This is a genomic window from Streptomyces sp. NPDC015532, from assembly GCF_043078065.1.
In the GTDB taxonomy this organism is placed as follows: Bacteria; Actinomycetota; Actinomycetes; order Streptomycetales; family Streptomycetaceae; genus Streptomyces.
The window spans coordinates 234,655-259,591 of sequence record NZ_JBIBSY010000010.1 but is presented as its reverse complement, the minus strand read 5'-3'; the positions used below and the strand labels follow the sequence as shown (position 1 = coordinate 259,591).

Here is a 24,937-nt window from a genome sequence, read left to right as displayed (position 1 = left end):
TCCTCGTGCTCGCCCCTGCGGCCCGAGTTCGTCGCCCCTGCCGTCGGCCCCGCCGCCCGGACTCAGCAGCGGGTGCGGTCCCGCGTGAGCGTGCCCTGCACGGTGACCAGGGAGCGGTCGTAGCAGCCGGCCGAACCGTACCGCCGGTAGCGCTCACTCGTCGTGGCGACCGCGTGACGCTGGTCGCGCGGCACGCCGGCCGTGTACGTGGCGTCGCCCGTGTAGGTGTCGTCGAGCCGTGACCACGTGGTGGGCCGGCCGCCCGACTCCTCGGTCACGGCGGCCCGGTCGCCGAGCGTCAGCACGGTCCGCAGCCGGTCGTCCGCGCCGAGGGTCGTCGTGCCGTCCATCGTGTACGTGCGCCGGGTGCGCGTCGTCGTGGCGGGTCCGCGTCCGTCGACCGTCACCACCTCGTCGTCGGTCCACGTCGCCTCGAGGCCGTCCGTGTTCTCCCCCTCGGTCCAGCGGTGCGTGGAGTCGGTCGCGAGGGTGCGGCCGACCGTCGTCACCACCCTGCCGTGCGAGGTGTCGAGGTACCCGGCGACCGTCAGCCGGTGCCCTCCCGCGGTGTCGACGCGGTGCTCCGAACCGGGTGTGTACGTCGAGGAGTCGGCGAGATCGCCTTCCTCGGCCCGCAGGAGCGCACCGCTCACATGGTCGCGCCGTGTGTCCTGCCGGACCAGCACGTTGACGGGCAGGCTCCAGCCCGGCTGCCCTTCGGGAACGCCGACGACGGAGACGTCGATCCGGTGCGGGAGCCCGTCGTTGAGCAGTCCGGCGAACGGGGTCAGGTCGTACTCGACGGGCCTGACGGCGAAGGCGCGGGGCCCCGGGATCACGTACCAGAGGAAGGGATTGGACCAGCCCCCGGTCCACACGGTGGGGAACGGTTCGGCGATACCGGCGAGTCGGCCGTCGACCTCGATCTGCACCTCGCGGTAGGGACCGTTGTCCGCCTTGCAGGAATACGGTGCCGCGTCGGGGACCGTCAGATACCAGACCTCTTCACAGCCACCGCCGGACCCGGTCGCGTACACCTCGGCGATCACGCGCTCGCTGTTGCGCGGGGTGGTCAGGGTGCCGTCCTTGAGGGTCAGGACACGGTCGGGGGTCACGGCGGGCCTGCCCGTGTAGAACGTCAGCGTGGCCTTGACGTCGAGAACTCCGGTGTACGTGTCGTCGACGACGTTCCCGATCAGCATCTCGACGTCGTGGCTCCGCCGGAACGTGTCGCTGTAGCGCGTCACATCCGTCTCGACGGACCACTCGATCCCGTCGGGCGACGGCTCCGGGGTGGACGTACGGAGAATCTCGACCCCGCCGACGTGCAGATAGCCGAGGCGGTCGAACTGGCGCCCCTTGACCTTGCCTTCGAGCCGGAGCACGACCTTGCTCCAGCGGTCGCCGCAGCCCGACGGCGGGGTGTACGTACCCGTGTAGGGCGTGAAGTCGCGGAACTGTGCCTCGGCGACCGTGACTTCACACGAGGGCGCGGACGGCCTGGCGACGGGCGGGGCGGCGGTGACGGGGTCGTGCCAGTCACTGCCGAACTCGGCGGGCACGTCGGACGATCGGGCGACGGGCGCGGTGGAGGCGGCGGACGCGCGAGCCGCGGCGGACGCGGTGGCCGCCGGTGCCGGGCCCGCCCCGAGGAGGGCGCTCGCCACGAGGATCACGCCGGCGAGCATGGACATGATGACCGGTCTATTCATGTGCGGTGTTCTACGGGGCGGTCGAGCCGGCCGCAATGGCGCACCGACGCCCCCCGGCCACCACCCGTGGGCCCAGAGGCGCGGCCGGGGCACGCCGGACCACCGGACTCCCGAACTCCCGGACAGCCGGACCGTCAGGGCCTGTCGGCCTAGGTCGTGTCCGCAAAGTCGCGTCGTTCGCCCGGACGCCGGGCAGGCGCGACTTTGCGGACACGGCCTAGGCCTTCAGATCCGCCTTGTCCCCCATCACCACCACGGGGTGCTGTTCCGGGTCGAGTGTGCGCAGCAGGTACTTCATGGCCTGCTCGGACAGGCTCACGCACGCCGACGTGCCGCTGCCGTGGTCCATGTGCAGCCAGATACCGCCGCCCTTCTCCTCACCCCAGGGGCGGGTCGGATCGTCCGGCGGATTGCCCTTGAGACGGTTGTAATCGATGGCGATGACGTAGTCGAAGTCGTGCCAGTACGACTTCGCCCAGTCGTGCGGCGCCTGGAACGTCTCCGACTGTGTGTACGGCAGCCGGGAGCCCGGGTCGTCGAGCACGCCGCCGGCGTCGCTGAGCGTGAACACACCGACGGGGCTGCGTTTGTCACCCTCATGATGGTCGGTGGTCCAGCCCTTCGTCCCGTTGTGCGCCGCCCAACTGCGCGTCTTCTCCCAGGCCGTGCCGGACTTCGTGTACAGCACGGCCGTGGATTCCGCGGAGTCCTCGCCCTCGCCGTACACCGCCAGCACCTGGCCGGAGTCCGACGGGATCCGCCGCTGGAGCCGGTCTCCCACGTCGGGGATGCGTGTCGGGTCGACCGCGGGCGCACTCGTACGAGCGACCGCGCCGCGGGTTCCCGCGCGGTCCTTCGCGGCGCTGCCGCTTCCGCCGTCCACGCCGCCGCAGGCCGAGAGAGTGACCGCGACGGCTCCGCAGACCATGACCGCGAGCCCCGTACGCGTCGCACCGTTCTTTCGCATGCCGTCCATCCTCGCACCACGTATCGGGCGAATCGCCCTTCCCTCCCGTTCCGGCCAGTCGCGGTCGCCGCGGTCCCGTTCCCTGCGGCGGGGCGGAAAACCGTTTGCTTTCGACCACGCCGCGACGCGAACCTTTCACGGTTTGCTGTCGGCCCCCGGCCTGACGGCTGCCGAATCCGGAGCACCCTCCATCGCCTGACACGAGCCACTGGGACGTCATGCAGATCCAAGACCTTCCGTATCCCGACCCGGGTGTGCCCGACGCGCGCTCAGGTCCCCGATTCCTGTGGTGGCTCGGGCGGAATCAGCTCGGCGGACAGTTCAAGGCCCTGGCCTGGGGTCTGCTGCACTTCCTGGCCGTCTCCGCGCTGCCGTTCTGCGTCGGTCTGGCCGTCCAGTCCGTCGTCGACCACTCCGGCACCCGGCTCGCCCTGACCGGCGCGCTGATGGCGGTGTGCGGCGTGTGCATCGCCCTCGGCGAACTCATGCTCCACCGCACCGCGGTCACCAACTGGATCACCGCGGCCGCGCGCGTCCAGCAACTGCTGGCCCGCAGAACCGCACTGCTGGGCTCCGCGCTCACGCGGCGCGTCGCGGCGGGTGAGGTGGTCGCGGTCTCCACCGGCGACGTCGAGAAGATCGGCTGGTTCGTGGAGGGCGTGTCGCGGTTCTCGGCCGCCGCCGTGACGGTTGTGGTGGTCTGCGTGGCCCTGGTCGTCTACCAGCCGGCCCTGGGTGTGATCGTCGCCGTGGGCGTGCCCGTGCTGGCGGTGGCCGTACTGCCGCTGCTGCCCCACGCCACCCGGCGCGCCGACTTCCAGCGGGAGAAGGCGGGCCGCGCGACCGAGCTGGCCTCCGACACCGTGGCGGGCTTGCGGGTACTGCGCGGCATCGGCGGCGAGGAGCTCTTCCTCGACCGCTACCGCCGCGCCTCCCAGGAGGTGCGCCGGGCCGCCGTGCGCAGCGCGCGCATGTGGGCGGTGATCTCGGCGATCCAGGTGCTGCTGCCCGGTCTGCTGATGATCGCCGTCGTCTGGCGCGGTGTGCAGCTGGCCCGGGAAGGCCGGATCACGGTCGGTGAACTGGTCACCGTGTACAGCGCCGTCATGCTTCTTACGTACCCTTTGCGGCATTTCGAAGAGATCGCGATGGCCTACTCCTTCTCGCGTCCGTCGGCCAGGCGAGCCGCCCGGGTGCTGTCTCTGGAACGGGCCATGGACAGCGGCGGCTCACGCGCCGCCGAGGTGCCTGGAGGCGATCTGTACGACCCGGTGACCGGTCTGCTCGCTCCCGAGGGCAGGTTCACCGCCGTGGTGTGCGGGGACCCGGACGCGGCGGGGCTGCTGGCCGAGCGTCTCGGGGGCCACGCCTCCCAGCAGGGTGAGGTGGCTCGCGACGAGGGCGTGCCGGGAAGCACCTCGGTGGTCCTCGGGGGCGTCCCGCTGGACGAGTTGCCCCTGGAGTGCGCCCGCACCGCCGTCCTCGTCCAGGACAAGGACCCGGTGCTGCTGTCGGGCTCCTTGCGCGAGCTGCTCGACGTGCCCGCCTCGGGTCTCGTGAGCGCCGAGGCGGCCCTGTCCGCGGCCCAGTGCGGCGACGTGCTGGACGCGCTCACCCAGGGCTCGCTCGACACCGAGGATCCGTTGGACGCCCGCGTCACCGAACGCGGCCGCTCCCTGTCCGGGGGCCAGCGCCAGCGGCTCGCGCTGGCCCGGTCCCTGATCACGGACCCGGAGGTACTCGTCCTGGACGAGCCGACGTCCGCGGTCGACTCACACACCGAGGCCCGGATCGCGGACGGAGTGCGCTCCCTGCGCGCCGGACGCACGACGGTGGTCTTCACCTCCTCACCGCTGCTCCTGGACCACGCGGACCGGGTCGTCCTGGTCCATGAGGGCGAGGTCGTCGCGGTCGGCGTGCACCGCGAACTGGTGCACAGCGAACCGCGGTACCGGGCCGTGGTGACCCGCGAGACCGAGGAGGAGGCCGCCGCGGAAGCGGCGGACCGGACCCCGCTCGGCGCGGTGACCGTGGACGACGAGGCCGTTCTCGACGGCGTACTGGAAGAGATCGAGGAGACCGCATGATCGGCGTGGCGCCACCCGCGTACGACCCGGCCGCCCCGACGACGGCGAACACCTTGCCCGTCGGCGCGCCCGCGACCGTACGCGCCTACGTGACCGAACTGTTCCGACGGCACCGCAGGGCCTTCCTGCTCCTGGTCGCCGTCAACACCGTGGCCGTCGTGGCCTCGATGGCCGGGCCCTATCTGCTGGGCTCGGTCGTCGAACGCGTGACGGACCACGCGGACGACCTCCACCTGGAGACCACCTCCGCCCTCTTCGTCGTCGCGCTCGTCGTCCAGGCCGTGTTCGTCCGGCAGGTGCGGCTGCGTGGTGCCACGCTCGGAGAGCGGATGCTGGCGGATCTGCGCGAGGACTTCCTCGTGCGGTCGGTCGGTCTGCCGCCCGGCGTCCTGGAACGGGCTGGGACGGGCGACCTGCTGTCCCGCATCACCACCGACATCGACCGGCTCGCCAACGCGATGCGCGAGGCCGTCCCACAGCTGGCCATCGGTGTCGTGTGGGCGGCGCTGCTGCTCGGCGGACTCGCCGTGACCGCCCCCGTACTCGCCCCCGCCGTCCTGGTCGCCGTTCCGGTGCTGGTGATGGGCTGCCGCTGGTACTTCAAGCGGGCACCCGCCGCCTACCGCTCGGAGGCGGCCGGCTACGCCGCCGTCGCCGCGGTCCTCGCCGAGACGGTCGACGCCGGGCGCACGATCGAGGCGCACCGTCTGGACAGGAGCCGCATCGAGCTGTCGGACCGCCGGGTCCGGGAATGGACGGCGTGGGAGCGCTACACGCTCTGGCTGCGGTCGGTTCTCTTCCCGGTCGTCAACATCACGCATGTCACGGTGCTCTGCTCGGTCCTGATGATCGGCGGGTGGCTCGCTCTGCAGGGCTGGATCGGGGTGGGCCAGCTGACGACGGGTGCGCTGATCGCCCAGATGCTCGTCGACCCGGTGGGACTGATCCTGCGCTGGTACGACGAGCTCCAGGTCGCCCAGGTCTCGCTGGCGCGGCTGGTCGGTGTCCGGGACATCGAGCCGGACGCGGGCGACCCGGGCGTGAAGCCGGAGGGACGCGACGTCCACGCGGACCGGGTGCACTTCGGCTACCGCGCCGGGGTGGACGTGCTGCGGGAGGTCTCCCTGGCGGTGCCGCCCGGCACGCGGATCGCCCTGGTCGGCCCGTCCGGCGCGGGGAAGTCCACCCTGGGCAGGCTGCTCGCCGGCATCTACGCGCCCCGGGACGGCCGGATCACCCTCGGCGGCGCCGAGCTGTCCCGGATGCCCGCCGAGGAGGTCCGGGCGCACGTGGCTCTGGTCAACCAGGAGCACCATGTGTTCGTGGGCTCCCTGCGCGACAACCTGCTGCTCGCCGTCCCCCACTCCCGGCAGCACCAGGACGACGAGCAGGATCAGGCTCAGAAGCAGGCTCCGGTCGCTGCCGGCACTGGTGCTGGTGCTGGTGCTGGTGCCGAGGCTCCGGGCGACGGCGCCGCCTCCGTGGACGCCCGGCTGTGGGCGGCTCTCGGCGCGGTCGACGCGACCGGCTGGGCACGCGCGCTGGACGACGGTCTGGACACCGAGGTCGGCTCGGGCGGGTTCGCGCTCACGCCGGCCCAGGCCCAGCAGATCGCGCTGGCCCGGCTGGTCCTGGCCGACCCGCACACCCTGGTCCTGGACGAGGCGACCTCGCTGCTGGACCCGCGGGCGGCCCGCCATCTGGAACGCTCGCTGGCCCGCGTCCTCGACGGCCGCACCGTCGTCGCCATCGCCCACCGCCTCCACACCGCTCATGACGCGGACGTCATCGCCGTGGTCGAGAACGGCCGCATCAGCGAACTCGGCAGCCACGAACAACTGGTCGCCGCGGACGGCGCGTACGCGGCGCTGTGGAGGTCCTGGCACGGGTGAGCGGGGTACTCGGCCCGGGCGACCCGCCCGCGCGCACGGGCCGGGTACCGAGCGGTACCACCTGCCCGCGACGCGTGGGACGGGTGGCGGCCCGGGCAGTCGGGGCGGCCCGGTCGGCCGGGCCATGCGACCGGCGTCGCACCGGTCCGTTCCCACGTTCACTGTGCACAGGCCCGCTCCGGCGCGGCTTCCGCCACTCGCGGGGACGAGGGCACGGCCGTCCTCCGAGCGCCCCACGAGGGGCCGCGTGGCGGGGTGCCGGTCCTCGCGACGCCGCTGGTCGGCGCCTGTGGCGTTGCGCGGTGCCGAAGGGGGGTGGAAGGCTGGACGTGGGCACCCGCTCGGGGGACTCCCGTGAACCAACCGGTTCGCGGGGAGCAACGACTGTGTCCTCGGGTCCGCGCGCCCGCCGTCGAACACGGCGGCTCCGGTCCCGTCCGCACCCCCTGGAGGTACCCGTGGACAGCGCCGACGGATGGGGAGACGACGTCTACCAGCCCGACGGATCCGAGGTACAGGACGACGCGGGCCTTCTCGACGCCGAGGACACACTGGTGACGGACGGCGTGAGTGACCCCCTCGACCGCGGCTGGTCCCCACCGGAGCGGCCGTGGGCGGTGGAGCACCGTGGGGTGACCGCCTCGGAGCGCCGGGCGGGCGAGACCCTGGACGAGCGCCTCGCCGACGAGCTACCCGACATCGCCGGATCCGACGGGGACGGCATCGGCGACTGCGAGGGCACCGACGGAGAGCCCCTCGACAACGAGGTGGGTGCCCTGCGCTCCGGCCGGCTGGTGGCCCCGAACGAAGGCGCGCACGAGGACGAGGAGAGCGGGCTCATCGCCACGGACATCGGCATCGACGGCGCCGCGGCCTCGGCGGAGGAAGCCGCGATGCACATCGTCGACGAGGACGCCGTGTCCGGCTGACCGGCCCGCGTCCCGCCTCTCCCCCAAGGAGTCGCCATGCAGCAGGACAAGCAGCCCGACTACCGCCCCGTGGTGTTCCGCGACCGCGCCGCCGGATACGCCTTCCTCACCCGCTCCACCGCCACGAGCGACCGGACCATCGACTGGGACGACGGCGAGACCTACCCGGTCGTGGACGTCGAGATCTCCTCCGAGAGTCATCCCTTCTACACGGGCAAGGCCCGCACGGTGGACTCCGAGGGCCGCATCGCCCAGTTCGAGCGGCGTTTCGGTGGTGACCAGGGGACCGGCGCAGGGGGCGACGGCTGACCGTGACCGGCGCCCCGCGTGCAGCCACGGGCGCCGGTACGGCCGCGAAGGAGTCGCGCGACGGCGGCGCGGTCCGGGCGGCGCTGGACTCAGATGAAGTTCAGCGCGGCCGCGCAGCCCACGGCGCCCAGCAGCATGAACACCGGCGTCAGCACCTTGAGCTCGACCCAGCTGCCCGCGCGGAAGCGCATCACCTTGGGCGGGCCTATCGGGTACCAGCGCTTGCGGCCGACCGGGATGGGCCAAAGGATCGGGCAGCCGGAGACCGTCAGCGCGTCCCCGATGTCGTGCACCAGGGCACCGAGGATGACCGGCAGCCCGAGCCACAAGTACTCCTGGCCCGGCGCCGCGAACAGCCAGTCCGAGCCGTTGCCCGGCTTGTCCAGGGTCTGCGCGAGGATCCACGAGGTCGTCGCGGCGAGCAGCCAGACCAGGACGTTGCTGCTCGAACCGCGGGCGGCCCGCCACAGCAGACCCTCGATGGCGAGCACCATGTGCACGAAGAGGATGCCGAGGACCGCCCAGCGACCGCAGGTGATCGCCAGCACCGCCGTGCCCGATCCGATCGCCACCGCCCACACCCAGGTGTGCGTCAGTGTGCGGTGCCCGCCGCTGCGCCGGGGGTCGCCCGCCTTCCGGGTCCCCTTGTAGGCGGCGTAGGAGAGCTTGTCGACGATCTCGCACATCCTCCGTGACACCGGTCCGAAGGCATTGGAGATCGTGGCGGCCTTGTGGTCCAGGTCCGGGGCGAGAGCGGCGCCCGCGCAGATCAGGGCGCCGACGAGCAGGACCGGCCAAGGCATCGCATGGCCGGCCGCGGCTGCAGCGGCTCCGACGCCGAGCCAGGCCGCGGCCCCCGACAGTGAGTGTGCTGGTCCCATCATGGCCGTTCCCCGCCCCATTCCTCTTGCAACGCTGTCCAGTTGCCCGTGCACGCTGACGCGTCACCGGCGCCACAGCGTAGCGGTCGTGATCTTTCCCCGAACATCCGATTCCCCCATCGCGTGCATCGACAGGCAAGATGGGGGCGTGACCCTTATCGATCAGCTGCCGAAGACCGCAGACCCCGACGCCCTCTACGAAGCCTTCGAGTCGTGGGCCGGGGAACGCGGTCTCACCCTCTACCCCCATCAGGAGGAGGCGCTGATCGAGGTTGTCTCGGGTGCGAACGTGATCGTCTCGACGCCCACCGGCTCGGGCAAGAGCATGATCGCCGCGGGCGCGCACTTCGCCGCGCTCGCCCGGGACGAGGTCACCTTCTACACGGCGCCGATCAAGGCGCTCGTCTCGGAGAAGTTCTTCGAGCTGTGCAAGATGTTCGGCACCGAGAACGTCGGCATGCTCACCGGCGACGCCTCCGTGAACGCCGACGCTCCGGTGATCTGCTGCACCGCCGAGGTCCTGGCGTCCATCGCGCTCAGGGACGGCAAGCACGCCGACGTCGGCCAGGTCGTCATGGACGAGTTCCACTTCTACGCCGAGGGCGACCGGGGCTGGGCTTGGCAGATCCCCATCCTGGAACTTCCCCAGGCGCAGTTCATCCTGATGTCGGCGACCCTCGGCGACGTCTCGATGTTCGAGAAGGACCTCACGCGCCGCACCGGCCGCCCCACGGCCGTGGTCCGCTCCGCGACCCGGCCCGTCCCGCTCTCCTACGAGTACGTGCTCACTCCGCTGACGGAGACCCTCACCGAACTGCTCGCCACCAAGCAGGCCCCGGTCTACATCGTGCACTTCACCCAGGCGCAGGCCGTGGAACGGGCGCAGGCGCTGATGAGCATCAACATGTGCACGCGTGAGGAGAAGGACCGAATCGCCGACCTGATCGGCAATTTCCGGTTCACCACCAAGTTCGGCCAGAACCTCTCGCGCTACGTACGTCATGGGATCGGTGTGCACCACGCCGGCATGCTGCCCAAGTACCGGCGGCTGGTGGAGAAGCTGGCGCAGGCCGGTCTCCTGAAGGTCATCTGCGGTACGGACACCCTCGGTGTCGGTGTCAACGTGCCCATCCGCACCGTGCTGTTCACCGCGCTGACCAAGTACGACGGCACCCGGGTGCGCACGCTGCGCGCCCGCGAGTTCCACCAGATCGCCGGCCGGGCCGGACGCGCGGGCTACGACACGGCGGGCTACGTCGTCGGTCAGGCGCCGGAGCACGTCATCGAGAACGAGAAGTCGCTCGCCAAGGCGGGCGACGACCCGAAGAAGCGCCGCAAGGTGGTGCGCAAGAAGGCTCCCGAGGGCTTCGTGGGCTGGACCGACAACACCTTCGAGAAGCTGATCTCCTCCGATCCCGAGCCGCTGACCTCGCGCTTCCGCGTGACGCACACGATGCTGCTCTCGGTGATCGCACGGCCCGGCAACGCCTTCGAGGCGATGCGGCATCTGCTGGAGGACAATCACGAGCCGCGCAAGCAGCAGCTGCGGCACATCCGCCGGGCCATCGCGATCTACCGCTCGCTGCTCGACGGCGGCATCGTGGAGAAGCTCGACGAGCCCGACCCGACGGGCCGTATCGTGCGGCTCACCGTCGATCTCCAGCAGGACTTCGCGCTCAACCAGCCCCTGTCGACGTTCGCGCTCGCCGCCTTCGACCTGCTGGACCCCGATTCCCCGTCGTACGCCCTGGACATGGTGTCCGTCGTGGAGTCCACGCTGGACGAACCGCGGCAGATCCTCGCGGCCCAGCAGAACAAGGCCCGTGGCGAGGCCGTGGCCGCGATGAAGTCCGACGGCGTCGAGTACGAGGAGCGCATGGAGCGGCTCCAGGACGTGACGTACCCCAAGCCGCTGGAGGAACTGCTCTTCCACGCGTACAACACCTACCGCAAGAGCCATCCGTGGGTCGGCGACCACCCGCTGTCGCCGAAGTCCGTCATCCGTGACATGTACGAACGGGCCATGTCCTTCACGGAGTTCGTCTCCTTCTACGAGCTCGCTCGCACCGAGGGCATCGTCCTGCGCTACCTGGCCAGCGCCTACAAGGCCCTTGAGCACACCGTCCCGGACGACCTCAAGTCCGAGGACCTGGAGGACCTGATCGCCTGGCTGGGCGAAATGGTGCGACAGGTCGACTCCAGCCTGCTCGACGAGTGGGAACAGCTCGCCAACCCCGAGGTGATGACGGCCGAGGAGGCTCAGGAGAAGGCCGACCAGGTCAAGCCGGTCACCTCGAACGCCCGGGCCTTCCGTGTCCTCGTCCGCAACGCGATGTTCCGCAGGGTCGAGCTGGCCGCTCTGGACAACGTCGGCGAACTCGGCGCGCTGGACGGCGACTCCGGATGGGACGCCGACGCGTGGGGCGAGGCGATGGACAAGTACTGGGACGAGTACGAAGACCTCGGGACCGGTCCCGACGCCCGTGGCCCCAAGCTGCTGTCGATCGTGGAGGAGCCGCAGAACGGTCTGTGGCGCGTCCGTCAGACCTTCGCGGACCCGAACGGCGACCACGACTGGGGCATCAGCGCGGAGGTCGACCTCACGGCCTCGGACGCCGAGGGCCGTGCCATCGTCAAGGTCACCGACGTCGGACAGCTGTGAGCACAGGAGAATCCCACCGATGACGAACCCAGCCGAGAGGCTCGTCGACCTGCTCGACCTGGAGCAGATCGAGGTCAACATCTTCCGCGGCCGCAGCCCGCAGGAGTCGCTGCAACGGGTCTTCGGCGGCCAGGTCGCGGGCCAGGCGCTGGTCGCCGCCGGCCGCACCACGGAGGGCGGCCGGCCGGTGCATTCGTTGCACGCGTACTTCCTGCGTCCGGGCCGGCCCGGCGTCCCGATCGTGTACCAGGTCGAACGGGTGCGGGACGGACGGTCGTTCACCACACGGCGCGTCACCGCCGTGCAGCAGGGCCGCACGATCTTCAATCTGACCGCCTCCTTTCACAAGCCCGAGGAAGGGAGCTTCGAGCACCAGTTGCCGCCGGCCCGCGAGGTGCCGGATCCCGAGTCCCTGCCGACGGTGACGCAGGAGATCAAGGAGCATCTGGGCGCTCTGCCCGAAACGCTGGAACGCATGGCGCGGCGCCAGCCGTTCGACATCCGCTATGTGGACCGGCTGCGCTGGACGCCCGAGGAGACCAAGGACGCCGAGCCGCGCAGCGCCGTATGGATGCGTGCTGTCGGGCCGCTGGGTGACGACCCGCTCGTGCACACCTGTGCTCTCACCTACGCGAGCGACATGACGCTGCTGGACGCCGTCCGCATCCCGGTGGAGCCGCTGTGGGGACCGCGCGGGTTCGACATGGCGTCGCTGGACCACGCCATGTGGTTCCACCGGCCGTTCCGCGCGGACGAGTGGTTCCTGTACGACCAGGAGTCGCCGATCGCGACGGGCGGCCGTGGGCTGGCCCGCGGGCGCATCTACGACCTCGAAGGACGCCTGCTCGTCTCGGTCGTGCAGGAGGGACTCTTCAGGGCGCTGTAGGCGGACTCGTCCGGGCTCCTTCGGCGCAGCCACGCGAGCAGCCTCCGCGACCGCGCCGACTCAGGCGGCGTGTGCGGGGCCTCCGTGGCGGTGAGGCGCTCTCGTACGGCGCGCGGAACACCGGTCGGTGAGGGCAGGGCGGCCTTCGGTGGAGCCCCGGTCGGCCGGCTCGGCGACGACGCGTACGCCCGGCCCGGAGCTGGGCCGGTCGAGGGATCCGGTGCCGGGCGGGGCGCGGGGCGGTCTTCCCTGGCGTCCAGAACGCTCTGCCCCAGATCGGCCCTCAGCCAGCCGATCTCGTCCGGGTCGTCCGCCGTCGCGATGCGTTCGGCGATCAGCGCTCCGGGCGAGTCCGGTGCAGCCTGTGAAACAGGCGCGGGCCGCAGGCGGTTGAGATGGGCGCGCTCGTAGGGATCCTTGACGATCTCGGCCACGTGGACGGGGTCGAGCAGCGACGCCACCGCCGCGGCACGGGCCCAGGGGTCCTCCGTCCGCCTCAGCAGGAACCCCAGGTGACGGCCACGCCAGTTGCGGGGACGAAGGTCCAGTCCTTCGCGCAGCTGGTCCCGGAGGACTTCCGGTGTACGACCGCTCAGCAGCGGCGCGTTGTGCTCGTCGGTCGCGAACTGCCGTAGTTCCTCGGCGAGGTAGAGCCAGACGACCACCCTGTACCGGTTGAGGTAGAACTTGACCGGCACCACCAGTCCCAGGCGGGCGAAGCGGGTGAAGCGGGCGTTCGTCACGCCCACGAGGGCGGCGCCCTCCGTGGTGCCGACGGCCTTCACCCGCTCGCGCAGCGCCTCCGGGAAGCCGGCTTCCGCTCGCACTCGGTCGATCTCCGCGCGGGTGATCCGGCGTCCCCCGCCTCCCTCGTCGGGAACCGAGCGAAGACAGCCGAGGTGCAGGGCCAGGTCGAACTCGCCTCGCCTGAGCTCCAGTTCCCGTGCGGCCCGGCTGAGCGAGAGGGTGGCGGACTGGGTGATGGTGGTCGCGGACATGACGGTCTCCCCTGAGGTGTGGGAGGCTCGCGCCGGTGTGCGCTCGCCTCGGGAAAAACCGTATCCGGCTTGTCGGACATCGTGGTGAGCCTGTGGAAAACCTCAGCCGCGGCCCAGTTTCAGCAGGTCAGAGGTCCGAGGCGGGCTGGTCCTCGGGCCGGCGAGCGTCCACGCGAAGGTGTTCGCCGACGCGGTTCACCAGCAACGTCATCTCGTAGGCGACCTGGCCGATGTCCGCCTCCGCCCCGCTGAGGACGGACAGACAGCTCCCCGAACCGGCCGCGGTGACGAAGAGCACCGCGTCGTCGAACTCGACCATCGTCTGCCGTACCTGCCCGGCGCCGAAGTGGCGGCCGGAGCCCTTGGCCAGGCTGTGCAGTCCCGACGAGACCGCGGCGAGGTGTTCCGCGTCCTCGCGTCGGAGCCCTGTGCTCGCGCTCGTCACCAGCCCGTCGTTGGACAGCACCAGCGCATGCCGAACGTGCTCGACGCGCTCGGTGAGGTCGTCCAGCAACCAGCCGAGTCCCGTGTTCTGTTCCATGATCCGGTCTCCCCGTGTGCTGTTCCCCCTGACCGGAGGATTCGACCTGCAAGCCTTCCCCACTGCCGCCTTCCGGGCAAGGCGGACGGATGGCATGGCAGAGAAGATGGCCGACGAGCAGACGCGAGCGTGGCACCACGGGGCAGCCGTGCGACGTGCCGTGGGCAGCCGTGCGAGGTGCCGTGGCGCCGGGTGGCGTCACCGCGGACGGCGGGCAGCCTCAGCTGACGGATTCGAGCAGCCGGGCGGTGTGCGCCCTCCCCGCGTATTCGACGAGCCGGATCAGCACCTCCTTGCCGGACTCCCGGTCGCGGGCGTCACAGAGGACGACCGGCGTACCTCGGTCGAGGTCGAGGGCGCGGGAGACGTCCTGGACGCCGTACGTACGAGCCTCCGGGAAGCAGTTGACCGCCACCACGAAGGGAATCCGGCGGTGCTCGAAGTAGTCCACCGCCGGGAAACAGTCCTCGAGCCGTCGGGTGTCGGCGAGGACGACAGCACCCAGAGCGCCCGTCGACAGTTCGTCCCACAGGAACCAGAAGCGGTCCTGGCCGGGGGTTCCGAAGAGATAGAGCGAGAGCCCGGACCGGATGGTGATGCGTCCGAAATCCATGGCCACGGTCGTGGTGATCTTCTGACCCACGCCGCCGGTGTTGTCGACGGACCGCCCTGCCTCGCTCAGCAGTTCCTCGGTGCGCAGCGGCCGGATCTCACTGACCGCGCCCACCAGCGTGGTCTTCCCCACGCCGAACCCGCCGGCGACCAGTATCTTCAGCGCCATGGCGGTCGGATCGCCACCTGCGGCGTCGGAGTGCTCGGAGACCATGGATCACTTCTCTCGGAAGTGCCGGCGACCGCCGGCATCGGTGCGTCTGGTACGGGAGAGCGAAGCCAGCATCATGACAACTACGGCTCTCTGGGGTGGGCTTGGACCGCACATTGCTCCTTGTGACCGGAACACGCCCGTTCCGTGCCCGGGAGTGAGCGCGAAGGACTGTTGTGCCGACCGGTGTTCATCACCTAGAGCGCCCTCAGCCCCTCGATCACCTCGCGGAGGATGCGTTCGTCGGGCAGGTGCGCGGGCGGCACCGGACGGCTGACGGTGACACAGCCGCGTTCCAGGAGGTCGCCCAGGAGCACCCTGACCACGCCCACGGGAAGACCGGTGCCGGCGGCCAGTTCGGCGACCGACAGGGTCTCGGCACGGCACAGTTCGACCAGGCTCCGGTGCTCCGGGCCGAGGGAGCTGTCCCCATCGGCTCCCGGCGCCGCCCTGTCGAGCGTGACCAGGGCGATCAGATCGAAACGCGCCCCGGCGGGACCGGCTTTGGTGCGCCCGCCCGTCACGGCGTAGGGGCGGACGAGCGGGCCCGCCTCCTGGTCGTACCACTGGCTGCCCGGCAACTGCGGGGCACCCGGTGCGTCCTCGGTCATCTGTTCACGCCGTCCTCGGTCATCCCGCCGCGGGCGGCTGTGCGCCGACCCGGGGCGGGGCGTGGAGATGCTCGCCGACCCGCTTGACCAGGAGCGCCATCTCGTACGCCACGAGTCCGATGTCGGCGGTGACGGTGGTCAGGACGGCGAGACACGATCCGTCGCCCGCCGCGGCCACGAACAGGAAGCCGTCGTCCATCTCCACCATCGTCTGGCGCACCCCGCCCGCGCCGAAGTGGCGGCCTGCTCCTTTGGCCAGGCTGTGGAATCCGGAGGCGACGGCCGCGAGGTGTTCGGCGTCCTCGCGCCGCAGGGCGGTGGACGCGCCCACCGCCAGTCCGTCGTTCGACAGCACGACGGCGTGCCGTACCTCGGACACACGCAGCACCATGTCGTCCAGCAGCCAGTCGAGTTCGCCGGACCGCTGGGCTCTGCCCGTGCTCGGGTCCTGGATCATGAGGGGTCTCCTTCGCTGCTGTCGCCGCCCGCTTCGGGGCCGGCGGTTGCTCCGATACCGGGGGACCGGCCGCCGCCGCGTGCCCATCCGGCCCGGTACGCGGCCATGCGCGTCCGTACGAGTTCGGGTGTGCGCTCGTCGTCCTCCGGGGACACCTGGGGTTCCGTCGGCTCGTCGGAACGCTGTCCGCGCAGTTGGGGGGCCAGGTTCGCCTGGCGCACCCGGCGTGGAAGTGCGTCGGAGGCCGCCGCCGGGTCCTCCTCGGGACGGTGCAGGCGCAGCGGCGCCACTCCCGACAGCGCGGTCTCCTTGGTACCGCTCGCCCGGGGCGGTGCTCCCCGTGATCCGGTCGCCGGTTCCTCGGCAGCCTTCGGTCGCGGTGGGACCAGCGCGGGCCGCTCGGTGACGGCCTGGACGGCGTCGCGCACCGGAGTGACCGGCACGCGCGCGTACTCCCTCTCCGGCGGCCTGTCCGTGTGCGCCTCCTGGAGGGAACGTTCCATCGGGCCGTCCTGCAGCAGTGCCGTGGGCAGCAGCACGACCGCGGTGGTGCCCCCGTAGGGCGAGGTCTGCAGGTGCACCTTGATGCCGTGCCGGGCCGAGAGCCGGCTGACCACGAAGAGGCCCAGCCGGTCGCTGTCGTACAGGTCGAGGGCCTCGGACCGCTCGATCCGCAGATTGGCCTCGGTGATCCGCTCCTTGCTCATTCCCAGTCCCCGGTCCTCGACCTCGATCGCGTAGCCGTTGGCGACCGGTTCACCGGTGATCCGCACCCGGGTGTGCGGGGGCGAGAACTGGGCGGCGTTCTCGACGAGTTCCGCCACGAGATGGGTGAGGTCGGCGACCGCTCCGCCGACCACGGCCGCCTCGGGGAGTTGCCGTACCTCCACGCGCGCGTAGTCCTCGACTTCGGAGACGGCCGCCCGGACGACGTTCGTGAGCGAGACGGGCCTTCGCCACGCCCGTCCGGGCGCGGCTCCGGACAGGATGATGAGGCTCTCCGCGTGACGTCGCATCCGCGTGGTGAGGTGGTCGAGGCGGAACAGGTCGCTCAGCTCGTCCGGGTCATCGGACCTGCGCTCCATGGCGTCCAGGAGATTCAGCTGGCGGTGCACGAGTACCTGACTGCGCCGGGCGAGGTTGACGAAGACCCCGGAGATGCCGCCGGCCAGCTCCGCGCGCTCGACGGCGGCGCTCAGGGCGGCCCTGTGCACGGTGTTCAGCGCCTGGGCGACCTGTCCGGTCTCGTCCTCCGAGGGCCGGGCCGGCGGGGCCTCGTCGTCGACGTCCACCGGCTCTCCCGCGCGCAGCCTGCGCATGGCTTCGGGGAGTTTCCGGCGGGCGATGTCGAGGGCGCTGTCGCGCAGTCCCACGAGTTCGACGACGAGGTCGCGTCCGATGCGTACGGAGATGATCAGTGAGGCGACGACGGCGCCGAGGCCGAAGAGGACCGCGGCGCCGGCCGGGGTGAGCAGGGCGTGCCCGAGCGGGTCGGCCGCGTCCGCGGCACGACGGCCCGCGTCGGCCTCGACCGTACGCATTCCGTCGCTCACCCGCTCCGCAGCGATGCTCCAGGTCGCCTCCGGGGCCGCATCGAGGGCCTTGGGGCCGGGGCGCGCGAGGAGCACCTTGTCCTCGACGGCGCGCACGTCGTCGTAGGCGCTCCCCTCCATGAGGTCGTTCCAGGCGGTTCGTTCGGGACCGCCGAGGTCCGGTGCCGCGGCGTCCGTCAGGGTGCGGCGCGTGTCCACGGCCCCCGTGAACAGCCGTAGCCGTTCACCGTCGAGGGTCCGGGCGAGCCGGGCCCCGCCGAGTACGGCGTCCTCCTGGGCGAGTGCCTCTCCAGCCCGGGAGAATTCGAGGAGCACGCGTGCGTCGGTGCGCAGGCCCGCTCCGGAGACGCCCGTGAGCGCTCCGTCGACGCCGAATGCCGTCGAAATGGTCCTGGTGTACTCGCCGTACGCCTCTTCCCATCCGGTACGGCGCTCCAGCACACCTGCGCGCAGTGACCGCAGCCGCTCCGTGTCGGCGACGAAGGCGGCGAGACGTCCGGCGACACCGGCCGGCAGGTCCGCGCCGTCGGCGACGGTGTTGTGGTCTCCCAGGCGGAGCTTCGCCACGGCGCGGTCGGTGAGTCGTGAGAGGTCCTTGAAGTCGCCCGGCGACAACTCGGTGGGGTCGGTCGCGTAGCGGACGGCTTCCGCCCGTTCGGCCTGGAGCGCGGCGACCGCGGCGTCCACGGGGGCGCGGACCGTCAGGTCCACGCGCTGCGACTGCCGCAGCCGCGCGACGTCCTGCGCCGTGCTCACGGTGGCGTAGGCCCACAGGGCGAGCAAGGAGACGATGGGCACCATCAGCAGGCTGACGATCTTGGCCCGGACGGTACGGGGCCGGACGTGCCATCGTCCCGCGCGCGTGAGCGCTTCGGGCGAGGGTCCGGCGAAGTCGCCGAGGTTCCCCTCGTCCGCCGGTGGGCCCGCGTGCGCGCGACGACCCCGCCGCGGGAGCGGTGGCTGGGCGCCGGCTGTGGTGGTCCTGCGGGGTGTACGCATGGCCTCCTCGATCGGAGAGGTTCGGGGCGTGCCGTCCGGGCCGCGCGGCTCCGGTACCGGCGTCAGCGGGCGGCGCCCTCGACCGGACGTCGGGCCGGCGGGGACGCTTCGGTTCGGCCGGACATCGGCGACAGGGCGACGAAGGCCGCTGTCAGGAAGAGGTAGGAGCCGAGACCGACGGCGAGGGGGAAGATGAACTGCATCGCCGTGGCACCGGACAGCGGTACGCCGGAGGGGGTGACTCGTACGCTCACGGCCATCATTCCGGTGTAGTGCATGCTGCTCACCGCGCCGCCCATGACCAGGGAGGCCGCGGCGACCGCCACGGGGGACCGGATGGAGAGCGCGGCCCACAGTGCGGCGGTCGCCGCCACCACGGCGATCACGACCGAGAGGGCGACGAGTGCGGGGTCGTACCGCACTTGGCCGTGCAGCCGCAGCGCGGCCATTCCCAGGTAGTGCATGCTCGCCACGCCGACCCCTGTGGTGAGCCCGCCGAAGACGAGTGCGCGGTGCCGGTCGCGACCGTAGCCGACGGCGAAGAGGCCCGCGCCGACGACGGCCATGGCGACCAGCAGACTGAGGATCGTCAGGGGCACGTTGTAGCGGATCTCCGTGCCCGTGACGCCGAAGCCCAGCATCGCGACGAAGTGCATCGTCCAGATGCCGGTGCCGATCGCGGAAGCGGCCGCGAGCAGCCAGTTGCGGCGCGACCTTCCGGTGGCGTCGAGCCCGCGGACCGTGCAGCGCAGCCCCAGTGCGGAGCCTGTGCACGCCATCGCGTACGACAGTACGGGGGTCAGCCAGCCGAAGGCGGCGTGGTCCAGGTGTCCCATGGCCCCGGGACGCTAGTGCGCGCGGGGGCGCACAACAGGGGCGCGTTTCGAAAGCTGTTGCAAACTGACGTAGACGTGCGCCCGAGCGATCGCGGCGGGCTCGAACGTGTGCACCGCGTCGTCCTTCGTGTCGGTGAGAGATCATGCGGCACATGAGCGACGACCACACACACGTCCAGGAGTTCTTCGGCGCGCGCGCCGCCGGCTGGGACAGCCGTTTCCCCGACGACGGGCCCGCCTACGCGGCAGCGGTGGCCCGGATGGGGTTGCGCACGGGTGACCGCGTACTCGACGCGGGCTGCGGCACCGGGCGTGCCCTGCCCTCGCTGCGAGCGGCCGTCGGAGGCACCGGGGTGGTGGTGGGAGCCGATCTGACCCCGGCCATGCTGGAGGCCGCGGTCCGGGCCGGACGGGACCGCGACGGAAGGCTGCTGCTGGCCGATGTCACCGCGCTGCCGCTGCGCGACGAGTCGCTGGACGCGGTGTTCGCGGCCGGGCTCGTCGCGCACCTGCCGAACCCCGCCGAGAATCTGGTGGAGTTGGCCCGGGTGGTGCGGCCCGGCGGCGCACTCGCCCTCTTCCACCCCATCGGCCGGGCCGCGCTCGCGGCCCGCCAGGGCCGGCAGATCACTCCGGACGATCTGCGCGCCGAACACAACCTGGGTCCCCTGCTGGCCGCTTCCGGCTGGGACATGACCTCGTACGTGGACGAGGACGCCCGCTTTCTCGCACTGGCCGCACGCCGGGGATGACCGCCGGTCCTTCGCCGGAGGCCGGCGGGCCCTCCACCGGGGACGGCCCGCCGGCCGGATCCCGTGATCAGCCGTCAGGCCGCGTCGGCGACGGCCGCCGCGAACGCGTCGGGATTGTCGAACATGATGTTGTGTCCGGCACCCGGCACGGTCACGACACGCACCCCTGCCGCTTCCAGGTCACCGGCTCCCGGCACTTCGCCACTGAGCTCGCCCTGGAGGAAGACACGCTCGGCCCTCAGTCCCACGAGCATCTGACGCATCGTCGGGGTGGTGCCCCGGGCGAGTCCGGTCGCCGAGCGGTGCAGGGCACGCGGATCGGCGAGTCGCATGGTCGCGGCCCAGAGGGGGCCGATCTTCTCGAGCACGCGCGCGTGACCACCGTTGTCGACGTACTCGTCCTCCTCGTAGGAGGCGATGCCGCTGCTCCCCGCGGTGACCGGAGGACGGGGATCGAGGTTGGCCTCCACCAGGACAAGCCGTGAGACGAGCTCGGGGCGGCGATGGGCGAGCACGACCGCGACGGAGCCTCCCATGCTGTGTGCGACGAGCTCGGCTCCCGCTACACGCGCCGCGTCCAGGGCTGCCGCCAGAGCCGTGGCGTGGTCCTCCAGGGTGTAGCCGAAGTCGGCGGGACGGTCGCTGATGCCGTGGCCGGGCAGGTCGACGAACAGGGTACGCCGGCCCGCCAGTTCGGGCCGGGCCGCGATGTGGGCGTTGTAGACCGTCGAGGCCGACCCCAGGCCGTGCACGTACACGCGCGCGGGTCCACCGCCCGCCGCCTCCGTCCAGCGGATCATGCTTCCCGTGCCGTCGAACTCCGCCTGCCGCATAGCGCTCTCCCCTGTCGCCGTTCCTTCGTTCTCCACAGCTCCAGGAGCATACATCGGTTCCGATGTATTGATGGAACGATGTACAGCGTTGGTGCGGCAGAATGTGGTCATGCTGGAGCTGGCCATCCTCGGATTCCTGTACGACGCCCCCTTGCACGGCTACGAGCTGCGAAAGCGCATCACCGCGCTGACGGGGCACGTGAAGCCGGTGGCGGAGAGCACGCTGTATCCCGCGATCAAGCGGCTGGAGAACGCGCAGCTGCTGGAACGCGCCACCCAGCCCGGCTCCGTCGCCGCCCCTCGTCACGTCCTGACGCTCACCGAGGAGGGCGGACGCGAACTGCGCCGCAGGCTCGCGGAACCACCGCGGCGGGACATCACGGACGAGAACCGCTGGTTCACGGTGCTCGCCTTCCTGAGGCATCTGCCGGAACCCGAGGCACAGGCGGCCGTGCTGCGCCGCAGGCTGGCCTTCCTGGAGGAACCCGCGAGCTTCTTCTACGACGGCGACCGGCCCCTGCGGGCCGAGGAGCTGGACGACCCCTTCCGGCGCGGCATCCTCACCATCGCGCGGGCCACCAGCCAGGCCGAACTTGCCTGGCTGCGGAGCACCCTCGACTCACTCGACGCGGACGGCCGCTGACACGAGATCCGGCTTCACCCGGACCGCCCCTCTTCTGTCGCCGCAGCTCCATCTCTACGTTGAGTAGCAGCAACCGCACGATCGGCGATCACGCAGGGGACGGTGACCGGATGTCCGGCATATTCGGCAGGCTCCGCTCCATCGGGCGCAGGACCGCGGCCGAGCGGCCCGAGGGGTCCGCGAGGGAGACGGCCCGGAAAGAGAGAAAGCGCACATACAACCTGTTCGAGGCGGCCGCGGTGTACGTGGCCGCGTGCGCGGCGGACGACCAGGAGCGGATCGACGAGGCGGCCGCCTGGGTGTCGCCGGAGGCTTTGTCGTTCGGGGTCAACGAGCTGGCCTGCCGGGCCGTTGTCGCTCTCGCCCGCGAACGCGACGAGTCGCCGCAGGCGGTCGCCCGTACCCTGCTCGGACTGCCGGCGGCCTGACCGGGCCGGCCCGCGAGGGCGTTTCGCCCCTGTCCAGCCGGATAGCTGCAGCTCCGCACGGGTTTCGGGCCCGTGACAAGCGCCTTCCCGTCGCTTAGGGTGCGCCGACAGATGGAGCGATCGGGAGGCTGGAATGGTCGGGACGGACGAAGAAGCCGTCGCCACCGGGGACGACGACGCGCTGTATGTGCTCACGGCGGTGCTGCTGACGCCGGCGAAGTTCCCCAGCGTGCTCGGTGACGACTACCCGGAAGCCTGCGCGACGCTCGACCTCGCGCCTCTCGCGGACGGGTACGGGCTGGTGCTCGGCCAGGACGGGGAGGGCGCGCGCTGGACCGTCGTCATCGACGACGTCTCCCTGGTCGCCGTCGCCATCGCGTCCTGGGACTGCGGGATGGAGCACGAGCTGTCGCCGGACGAGCGGACGGTCGTCGCCGCGCTGCCTGGCTGGCCCCTCGATGTCGCCGTCTCGGCCCCCGGGGTGCCGGCTCCGCACGACCCCTCGCCCGAGCTCACGGAGCGGCCTCCGCTCAGCCCGCCGGACACCACCTCCTGGGGGCCGGCCCAGCGGCGCCTCGGCGCCGACGAGATCGCGCTCCAGTGGGCCACGTGGCGCGACCAGATCGACGACAGCGAGTTCGCGCCCTCGGAGGATGCCGAGAGCGCCTCTGACGACGCTCAGGACTCTCAGGGCGGGGACGAGAAGGAGGGCGAGGACAAGAAGGGCGTGAACCGTGCCGGGATCCGCCGCGTCCTCGCCGAGGCCCGCTCGTACGTGGACACACCGCCCCCGCTGGGCCGCGTTCGCTCGTCCTTCGCCACGGGCGACGCTCGCACCCTGCGCGCCGACGGCCCCGGCTGGTCACTGGTCGCCAGGACCGACGACATCGCTTTCGTCCTGCTCGACGAGGAACCCGGCGAGGTTCTGCCCGTCGGTCGCGGGCCGGAGCTGCCCGACCTCCTGGAGGCCCTGGACAAGATGGCGGTGCGCCCCAGCTGAGTGGCCGCGTCACGCGGAACCCCGGTGACGCGGCCCTGCCCGGTCCCCTGAGTCAGTCGCGTCGGCCGCTTCGGCCCTCACCGGCCACGGTGAGCGGAGAGACGGCCGGCGGACGGCTCGGCACCGGCCGGTCGGTCCTCAGCGGCCGATCTCCTTGCGGGTGACACGGCGCAGCCTGCGCCGCTGCGACGGATCCAGCGCCAGATACGCGGCCGCCGGAACTCCCAGCACGATCAGGAAGGCGGCCCACCAGGGCAGCCAGATCAACAGGATCAGGCCGACCGCCACACCTCCTGCGGCGATCTTCGCGTTCTTCGACATGTGTCGCCTCCTCCGCGGCTGCTGCCGCTCTCTGTCCTGAGAACGGGTCCCCGCGTCCCACGGTTCCGGACCGCGACCCTGATACATCCCTGACGCGTGCCCCTACTCACCCCTGAGAGGATCCCGGGTGGCCCCGCGCGGGCGTCGGACCCGGTGCCCTCGGTGCACAGGATCCGGGGCGCGGACCCGGGGCACAAGATCCGGGACACGGATACGGGGCACGGGACCTTCCGGCGGAGCCGCGAGCCCGGCCTCCGCACAAGACACACCCGACTCCGGACAGAGCACGAACGGCGCGCGACGCACCACGCGCAGCCGACGGTGAACGACCCGTCGACCGCCCTCGCGCGATCGGCGGAGACCCGATGACCGGTCGACGCGCGGCATTCACCCTCACGTCACCGTCCGTTCGACACCGAAGCCAACTCTTGCCGTTGTCAACGAAGTTGTGGCTCAGGAGGCCTGATGTCCCCGCATGTCGCCGGCAAGCACCGCGTCAACCGATCCGTCGCCTTGGGCGTGCCGCTCGCCGTGCTGGCCGCCGTCGTGACGGCGGGCACCGCGGACGCCACGTCCGGACCGGCGCAGCCGCGCGTGACGCACACCGCGACACTCGGGAACATCCCGCTCGGCACGTTCAGCAACGCGCTGCTGCCCGGCACGGTGGGCGACGACCGCGGTGTCGACCTCGGCGGCATCGGCAGCGACATCTACCCGGCCGGACGCAAGGGCGAGTTCTGGACGGTCACCGACCGGGGGCCCAACGGCCAGATCAAGGTGGCCGGCACGAAGCGGCGGACGTTCCCGGTTCCTGGCTTCGACCCGGCGATCGTGAAGATCCGGGTATGCGGTGCCACCGTGAAGGTCATCGGCTCGATCCCGATCACCACGTCGTCGGGGAAGCCGGTCACCGGGCTGTCCAACCAGGCGGGACGCGACGAGGCTCCGTACTCCTACGACGCCCAGACCTCCCTCCCGTACAACGCGAACGGTCTGGACACCGAGGGCATCGTGCGGGCGAAGGACGGCTCGTTCTGGCTCGTCGACGAGTACAGCCCGTCACTCGTGCATGTCTCCGCGCGCGGGAAGGTCCTCACGCGCTATGTCCCCGAGGGTCTCAGGCTGACCGGCACGGACTACCCGGTCGTCGAGGCGCTGCCGGCCGTGCTGCTCCACCGCAAGAGCAACCGCGGCCTCGAAGGGCTCGCCCAGCTCCCCGACGGTGATCTCGTGATGGCACTCCAGAGCCCTCTCTCGCTGCCCGACGCGGACGCGGGCAACGCGTCGCGCACGACGCGACTGCTGCGCTTCTCCCCCAGGAAGCACGCCGTGACCGCCGAGTACGCGTACCGCTTCGACCCGGTGAACGTGGTGGACCCGAGCGAGGACGACCCGTCCGAGCTGAAGATCTCCTCCGTGGTGGCCGTCGGCGGCGACCGCCTGCTCGTGGAGGAGCGCACCGACAAGTCGGCCCGTCTGCAGTCGGTGCGGCTCACCCGGGACGCGAACATCCTCGGCGGCCCGTACGACAGCGACACCACGTCTCCGTCGCTGGAGCAGTTGGACGACCCGGAGCCGGCCGGCGTTCCGGTGGCGGCGAAGCGTCTGGTCGTCGACCTCGGGACCGTCGCCGGGGTGCCCGGCAAGATCGAGGGCGTCGCGCGCGTGGACCACGACACGCTCGCCCTCATCAACGACAACGACTTCGGGATGACGGACGGAACGGGTGCCTTCGACGCACAGGGGCGGCTCGTGGACAGCGGTATCGAGACGACCGTCACCTACGTACGGCTGCCGCGCGGTATCTGATCCCGGGA

General features: G+C 71.4%; 23 protein-coding genes. 11 read left to right on the top strand and 12 right to left on the bottom strand.

All coding sequences use genetic code 11. From position 1 onward, the window contains the following. Positions 1-62: 62 nt before the first annotated feature. Positions 63-1,712, bottom strand: coding sequence for a peptide-N4-asparagine amidase (locus ACF07B_RS27845; protein WP_392180944.1), 1,650 nt, complete (start codon positions 1,710-1,712; stop codon positions 63-65). A gap of 217 nt (positions 1,713-1,929) precedes the next feature. Further along, entirely contained in the window at positions 1,930-2,679 is a 750-nt protein-coding gene (locus ACF07B_RS27840) for a L,D-transpeptidase family protein (RefSeq protein WP_392180943.1), read from the bottom strand. A 218-nt stretch (positions 2,680-2,897) separates the two neighbouring features. On the opposite strand from ACF07B_RS27840, the gene ACF07B_RS27835 reads away from it, so the two are divergent. From ACF07B_RS27835 to ACF07B_RS27820, 4 genes are all read left to right on the top strand, one after another. After that, positions 2,898-4,766 (top strand): ABC transporter transmembrane domain-containing protein, encoded by a 1,869-nt coding sequence (locus tag ACF07B_RS27835; protein WP_392180942.1) that lies wholly within the window; start codon positions 2,898-2,900, stop codon positions 4,764-4,766. Further along, positions 4,763-6,658: an ABC transporter ATP-binding protein gene (locus ACF07B_RS27830; protein WP_392180941.1), complete on the top strand. Its 1,896-nt coding sequence runs from the start codon at positions 4,763-4,765 to the stop codon at positions 6,656-6,658. The genes ACF07B_RS27835 and ACF07B_RS27830 overlap by 4 nt, the downstream gene beginning before the upstream one ends. Before the next feature lie 458 nt (positions 6,659-7,116). Further along, positions 7,117-7,587, top strand: coding sequence for a DUF5709 domain-containing protein (locus ACF07B_RS27825; RefSeq protein ID WP_326789264.1), 471 nt, complete (start codon positions 7,117-7,119; stop codon positions 7,585-7,587). Positions 7,588-7,623: 36 nt separating this feature from the next. Continuing rightward, positions 7,624-7,896, top strand: coding sequence for a type B 50S ribosomal protein L31 (locus ACF07B_RS27820; RefSeq protein ID WP_392180940.1), 273 nt, complete (start codon positions 7,624-7,626; stop codon positions 7,894-7,896). 89 nt (positions 7,897-7,985) lie between these two features. Here ACF07B_RS27820 and ACF07B_RS27815 read toward each other — a convergent pair whose 3' ends face one another. Continuing rightward, positions 7,986-8,780 (bottom strand): metal-dependent hydrolase, encoded by a 795-nt coding sequence (locus ACF07B_RS27815; RefSeq protein WP_369479738.1) that lies wholly within the window; start codon positions 8,778-8,780, stop codon positions 7,986-7,988. 145 nt (positions 8,781-8,925) lie between these two features. Between ACF07B_RS27815 and ACF07B_RS27810 the strand changes: the two genes are divergently transcribed. Together ACF07B_RS27810 and ACF07B_RS27805 are read left to right on the top strand one after the other, a co-directional pair. Then, complete coding sequence (locus ACF07B_RS27810; RefSeq protein WP_369479740.1) at positions 8,926-11,439, top strand: DEAD/DEAH box helicase; 2,514 nt, start codon at positions 8,926-8,928, stop codon at positions 11,437-11,439. A 19-nt stretch (positions 11,440-11,458) separates the two neighbouring features. Beyond that, positions 11,459-12,325, top strand: a complete 867-nt coding sequence (locus tag ACF07B_RS27805; protein ID WP_392180939.1) for an acyl-CoA thioesterase — start codon at positions 11,459-11,461, stop codon at positions 12,323-12,325. On the opposite strand, the gene ACF07B_RS27800 is transcribed toward ACF07B_RS27805, so the two are convergent. From ACF07B_RS27800 to ACF07B_RS27770, 7 genes are all read right to left on the bottom strand, one after another. Beyond that, complete coding sequence (locus ACF07B_RS27800) at positions 12,262-13,323, bottom strand: DUF6397 family protein (protein WP_392180938.1); 1,062 nt, start codon at positions 13,321-13,323, stop codon at positions 12,262-12,264. The genes ACF07B_RS27805 and ACF07B_RS27800 overlap by 64 nt on opposite strands. Before the next feature lie 127 nt (positions 13,324-13,450). Next, positions 13,451-13,864, bottom strand: coding sequence for a roadblock/LC7 domain-containing protein (locus ACF07B_RS27795; RefSeq protein WP_392180937.1), 414 nt, complete (start codon positions 13,862-13,864; stop codon positions 13,451-13,453). Between the two features lie 220 nt (positions 13,865-14,084). Next, positions 14,085-14,690 carry an ATP/GTP-binding protein gene (locus tag ACF07B_RS27790; RefSeq protein ID WP_392180936.1) on the bottom strand — a complete coding sequence of 202 codons (606 nt, stop codon included), beginning with the start codon at positions 14,688-14,690 and terminating at the stop codon, positions 14,085-14,087. A gap of 194 nt (positions 14,691-14,884) precedes the next feature. Further along, on the bottom strand, positions 14,885-15,298 hold the full coding sequence (locus ACF07B_RS27785; protein ID WP_392180935.1) for a DUF742 domain-containing protein: 414 nt from the start codon (positions 15,296-15,298) through the stop codon (positions 14,885-14,887). Between the two features lie 19 nt (positions 15,299-15,317). Then, positions 15,318-15,755, bottom strand: a complete 438-nt coding sequence (locus ACF07B_RS27780; RefSeq protein WP_392180934.1) for a roadblock/LC7 domain-containing protein — start codon at positions 15,753-15,755, stop codon at positions 15,318-15,320. Beyond that, positions 15,752-18,307 (bottom strand): nitrate- and nitrite sensing domain-containing protein, encoded by a 2,556-nt coding sequence (locus ACF07B_RS27775; protein ID WP_392180933.1) that lies wholly within the window; start codon positions 18,305-18,307, stop codon positions 15,752-15,754. The genes ACF07B_RS27780 and ACF07B_RS27775 overlap by 4 nt, the downstream gene beginning before the upstream one ends. 62 nt (positions 18,308-18,369) lie before the next feature. After that, positions 18,370-19,143, bottom strand: a complete 774-nt coding sequence (locus tag ACF07B_RS27770) for an MHYT domain-containing protein (RefSeq protein WP_392180932.1) — start codon at positions 19,141-19,143, stop codon at positions 18,370-18,372. Between the two features lie 143 nt (positions 19,144-19,286). Between ACF07B_RS27770 and ACF07B_RS27765 the strand changes: the two genes are divergently transcribed. After that, positions 19,287-19,895 carry a class I SAM-dependent methyltransferase gene (locus ACF07B_RS27765; RefSeq protein ID WP_392180931.1) on the top strand — a complete coding sequence of 203 codons (609 nt, stop codon included), beginning with the start codon at positions 19,287-19,289 and terminating at the stop codon, positions 19,893-19,895. 74 nt (positions 19,896-19,969) lie between these two features. Here ACF07B_RS27765 and ACF07B_RS27760 read toward each other — a convergent pair whose 3' ends face one another. After that, positions 19,970-20,728 carry an alpha/beta fold hydrolase gene (locus ACF07B_RS27760; RefSeq protein ID WP_392180930.1) on the bottom strand — a complete coding sequence of 253 codons (759 nt, stop codon included), beginning with the start codon at positions 20,726-20,728 and terminating at the stop codon, positions 19,970-19,972. Between the two features lie 109 nt (positions 20,729-20,837). Here ACF07B_RS27760 and ACF07B_RS27755 point away from each other — a divergent pair, with 109 nt between their 5' ends. The 3 genes from ACF07B_RS27755 (at position 20,838) to ACF07B_RS27745 (ending at position 22,799) form a co-directional block, all read left to right on the top strand. After that, positions 20,838-21,371, top strand: coding sequence for a PadR family transcriptional regulator (locus ACF07B_RS27755; protein WP_392180929.1), 534 nt, complete (start codon positions 20,838-20,840; stop codon positions 21,369-21,371). Between the two features lie 110 nt (positions 21,372-21,481). Further along, complete coding sequence (locus ACF07B_RS27750) at positions 21,482-21,799, top strand: hypothetical protein (protein WP_392180928.1); 318 nt, start codon at positions 21,482-21,484, stop codon at positions 21,797-21,799. Positions 21,800-21,932: 133 nt separating this feature from the next. Then, a complete protein-coding gene (locus ACF07B_RS27745; RefSeq protein ID WP_392180927.1) occupies positions 21,933-22,799 on the top strand; it encodes a hypothetical protein in 867 nt (288 codons plus the stop codon). A gap of 138 nt (positions 22,800-22,937) precedes the next feature. On the opposite strand, the gene ACF07B_RS27740 is transcribed toward ACF07B_RS27745, so the two are convergent. Next, positions 22,938-23,120, bottom strand: a complete 183-nt coding sequence (locus tag ACF07B_RS27740) for a hypothetical protein (protein WP_081223009.1) — start codon at positions 23,118-23,120, stop codon at positions 22,938-22,940. Between the two features lie 465 nt (positions 23,121-23,585). On the opposite strand from ACF07B_RS27740, the gene ACF07B_RS27735 reads away from it, so the two are divergent. Then, on the top strand, positions 23,586-24,929 hold the full coding sequence (locus ACF07B_RS27735) for an esterase-like activity of phytase family protein (RefSeq protein ID WP_392180926.1): 1,344 nt from the start codon (positions 23,586-23,588) through the stop codon (positions 24,927-24,929). Positions 24,930-24,937 lie beyond the last annotated feature (8 nt).

Excerpts from the sequence above, each read along its gene's own strand:
- ACF07B_RS27745 (WP_392180927.1), top strand. The coding sequence starts at position 21,933 with ATGGTCGGGACGGACGAAGAAGCCGTCGCCACCGGGGACGACGACGCG.
- ACF07B_RS27775 (WP_392180933.1), bottom strand. The coding sequence starts at position 18,307 with ATGCGTACACCCCGCAGGACCACCACAGCCGGCGCCCAGCCACCGCTC.
- ACF07B_RS27805 (WP_392180939.1), top strand. The coding sequence starts at position 11,459 with ATGACGAACCCAGCCGAGAGGCTCGTCGACCTGCTCGACCTGGAGCAG.
- ACF07B_RS27770 (WP_392180932.1), bottom strand. The coding sequence starts at position 19,143 with ATGGGACACCTGGACCACGCCGCCTTCGGCTGGCTGACCCCCGTACTG.
- ACF07B_RS27840 (WP_392180943.1), bottom strand. The coding sequence starts at position 2,679 with ATGCGAAAGAACGGTGCGACGCGTACGGGGCTCGCGGTCATGGTCTGC.
- ACF07B_RS27820 (WP_392180940.1), top strand. The coding sequence starts at position 7,624 with ATGCAGCAGGACAAGCAGCCCGACTACCGCCCCGTGGTGTTCCGCGAC.
- ACF07B_RS27735 (WP_392180926.1), top strand. The coding sequence starts at position 23,586 with ATGTCCCCGCATGTCGCCGGCAAGCACCGCGTCAACCGATCCGTCGCC.
- ACF07B_RS27780 (WP_392180934.1), bottom strand. The coding sequence starts at position 15,755 with ATGATCCAGGACCCGAGCACGGGCAGAGCCCAGCGGTCCGGCGAACTC.
- ACF07B_RS27830 (WP_392180941.1), top strand. The coding sequence starts at position 4,763 with ATGATCGGCGTGGCGCCACCCGCGTACGACCCGGCCGCCCCGACGACG.
- ACF07B_RS27835 (WP_392180942.1), top strand. The coding sequence starts at position 2,898 with ATGCAGATCCAAGACCTTCCGTATCCCGACCCGGGTGTGCCCGACGCG.
- ACF07B_RS27845 (WP_392180944.1), bottom strand. The coding sequence starts at position 1,712 with ATGAATAGACCGGTCATCATGTCCATGCTCGCCGGCGTGATCCTCGTG.
- ACF07B_RS27815 (WP_369479738.1), bottom strand. The coding sequence starts at position 8,780 with ATGATGGGACCAGCACACTCACTGTCGGGGGCCGCGGCCTGGCTCGGC.
- ACF07B_RS27765 (WP_392180931.1), top strand. The coding sequence starts at position 19,287 with ATGCGGCACATGAGCGACGACCACACACACGTCCAGGAGTTCTTCGGC.
- ACF07B_RS27800 (WP_392180938.1), bottom strand. The coding sequence starts at position 13,323 with ATGTCCGCGACCACCATCACCCAGTCCGCCACCCTCTCGCTCAGCCGG.
- ACF07B_RS27740 (WP_081223009.1), bottom strand. The coding sequence starts at position 23,120 with ATGTCGAAGAACGCGAAGATCGCCGCAGGAGGTGTGGCGGTCGGCCTG.
- ACF07B_RS27795 (WP_392180937.1), bottom strand. The coding sequence starts at position 13,864 with ATGGAACAGAACACGGGACTCGGCTGGTTGCTGGACGACCTCACCGAG.
- ACF07B_RS27790 (WP_392180936.1), bottom strand. The coding sequence starts at position 14,690 with ATGGTCTCCGAGCACTCCGACGCCGCAGGTGGCGATCCGACCGCCATG.
- ACF07B_RS27755 (WP_392180929.1), top strand. The coding sequence starts at position 20,838 with ATGCTGGAGCTGGCCATCCTCGGATTCCTGTACGACGCCCCCTTGCAC.
- ACF07B_RS27760 (WP_392180930.1), bottom strand. The coding sequence starts at position 20,728 with ATGCGGCAGGCGGAGTTCGACGGCACGGGAAGCATGATCCGCTGGACG.
- ACF07B_RS27750 (WP_392180928.1), top strand. The coding sequence starts at position 21,482 with ATGTCCGGCATATTCGGCAGGCTCCGCTCCATCGGGCGCAGGACCGCG.
- ACF07B_RS27785 (WP_392180935.1), bottom strand. The coding sequence starts at position 15,298 with ATGACCGAGGACGCACCGGGTGCCCCGCAGTTGCCGGGCAGCCAGTGG.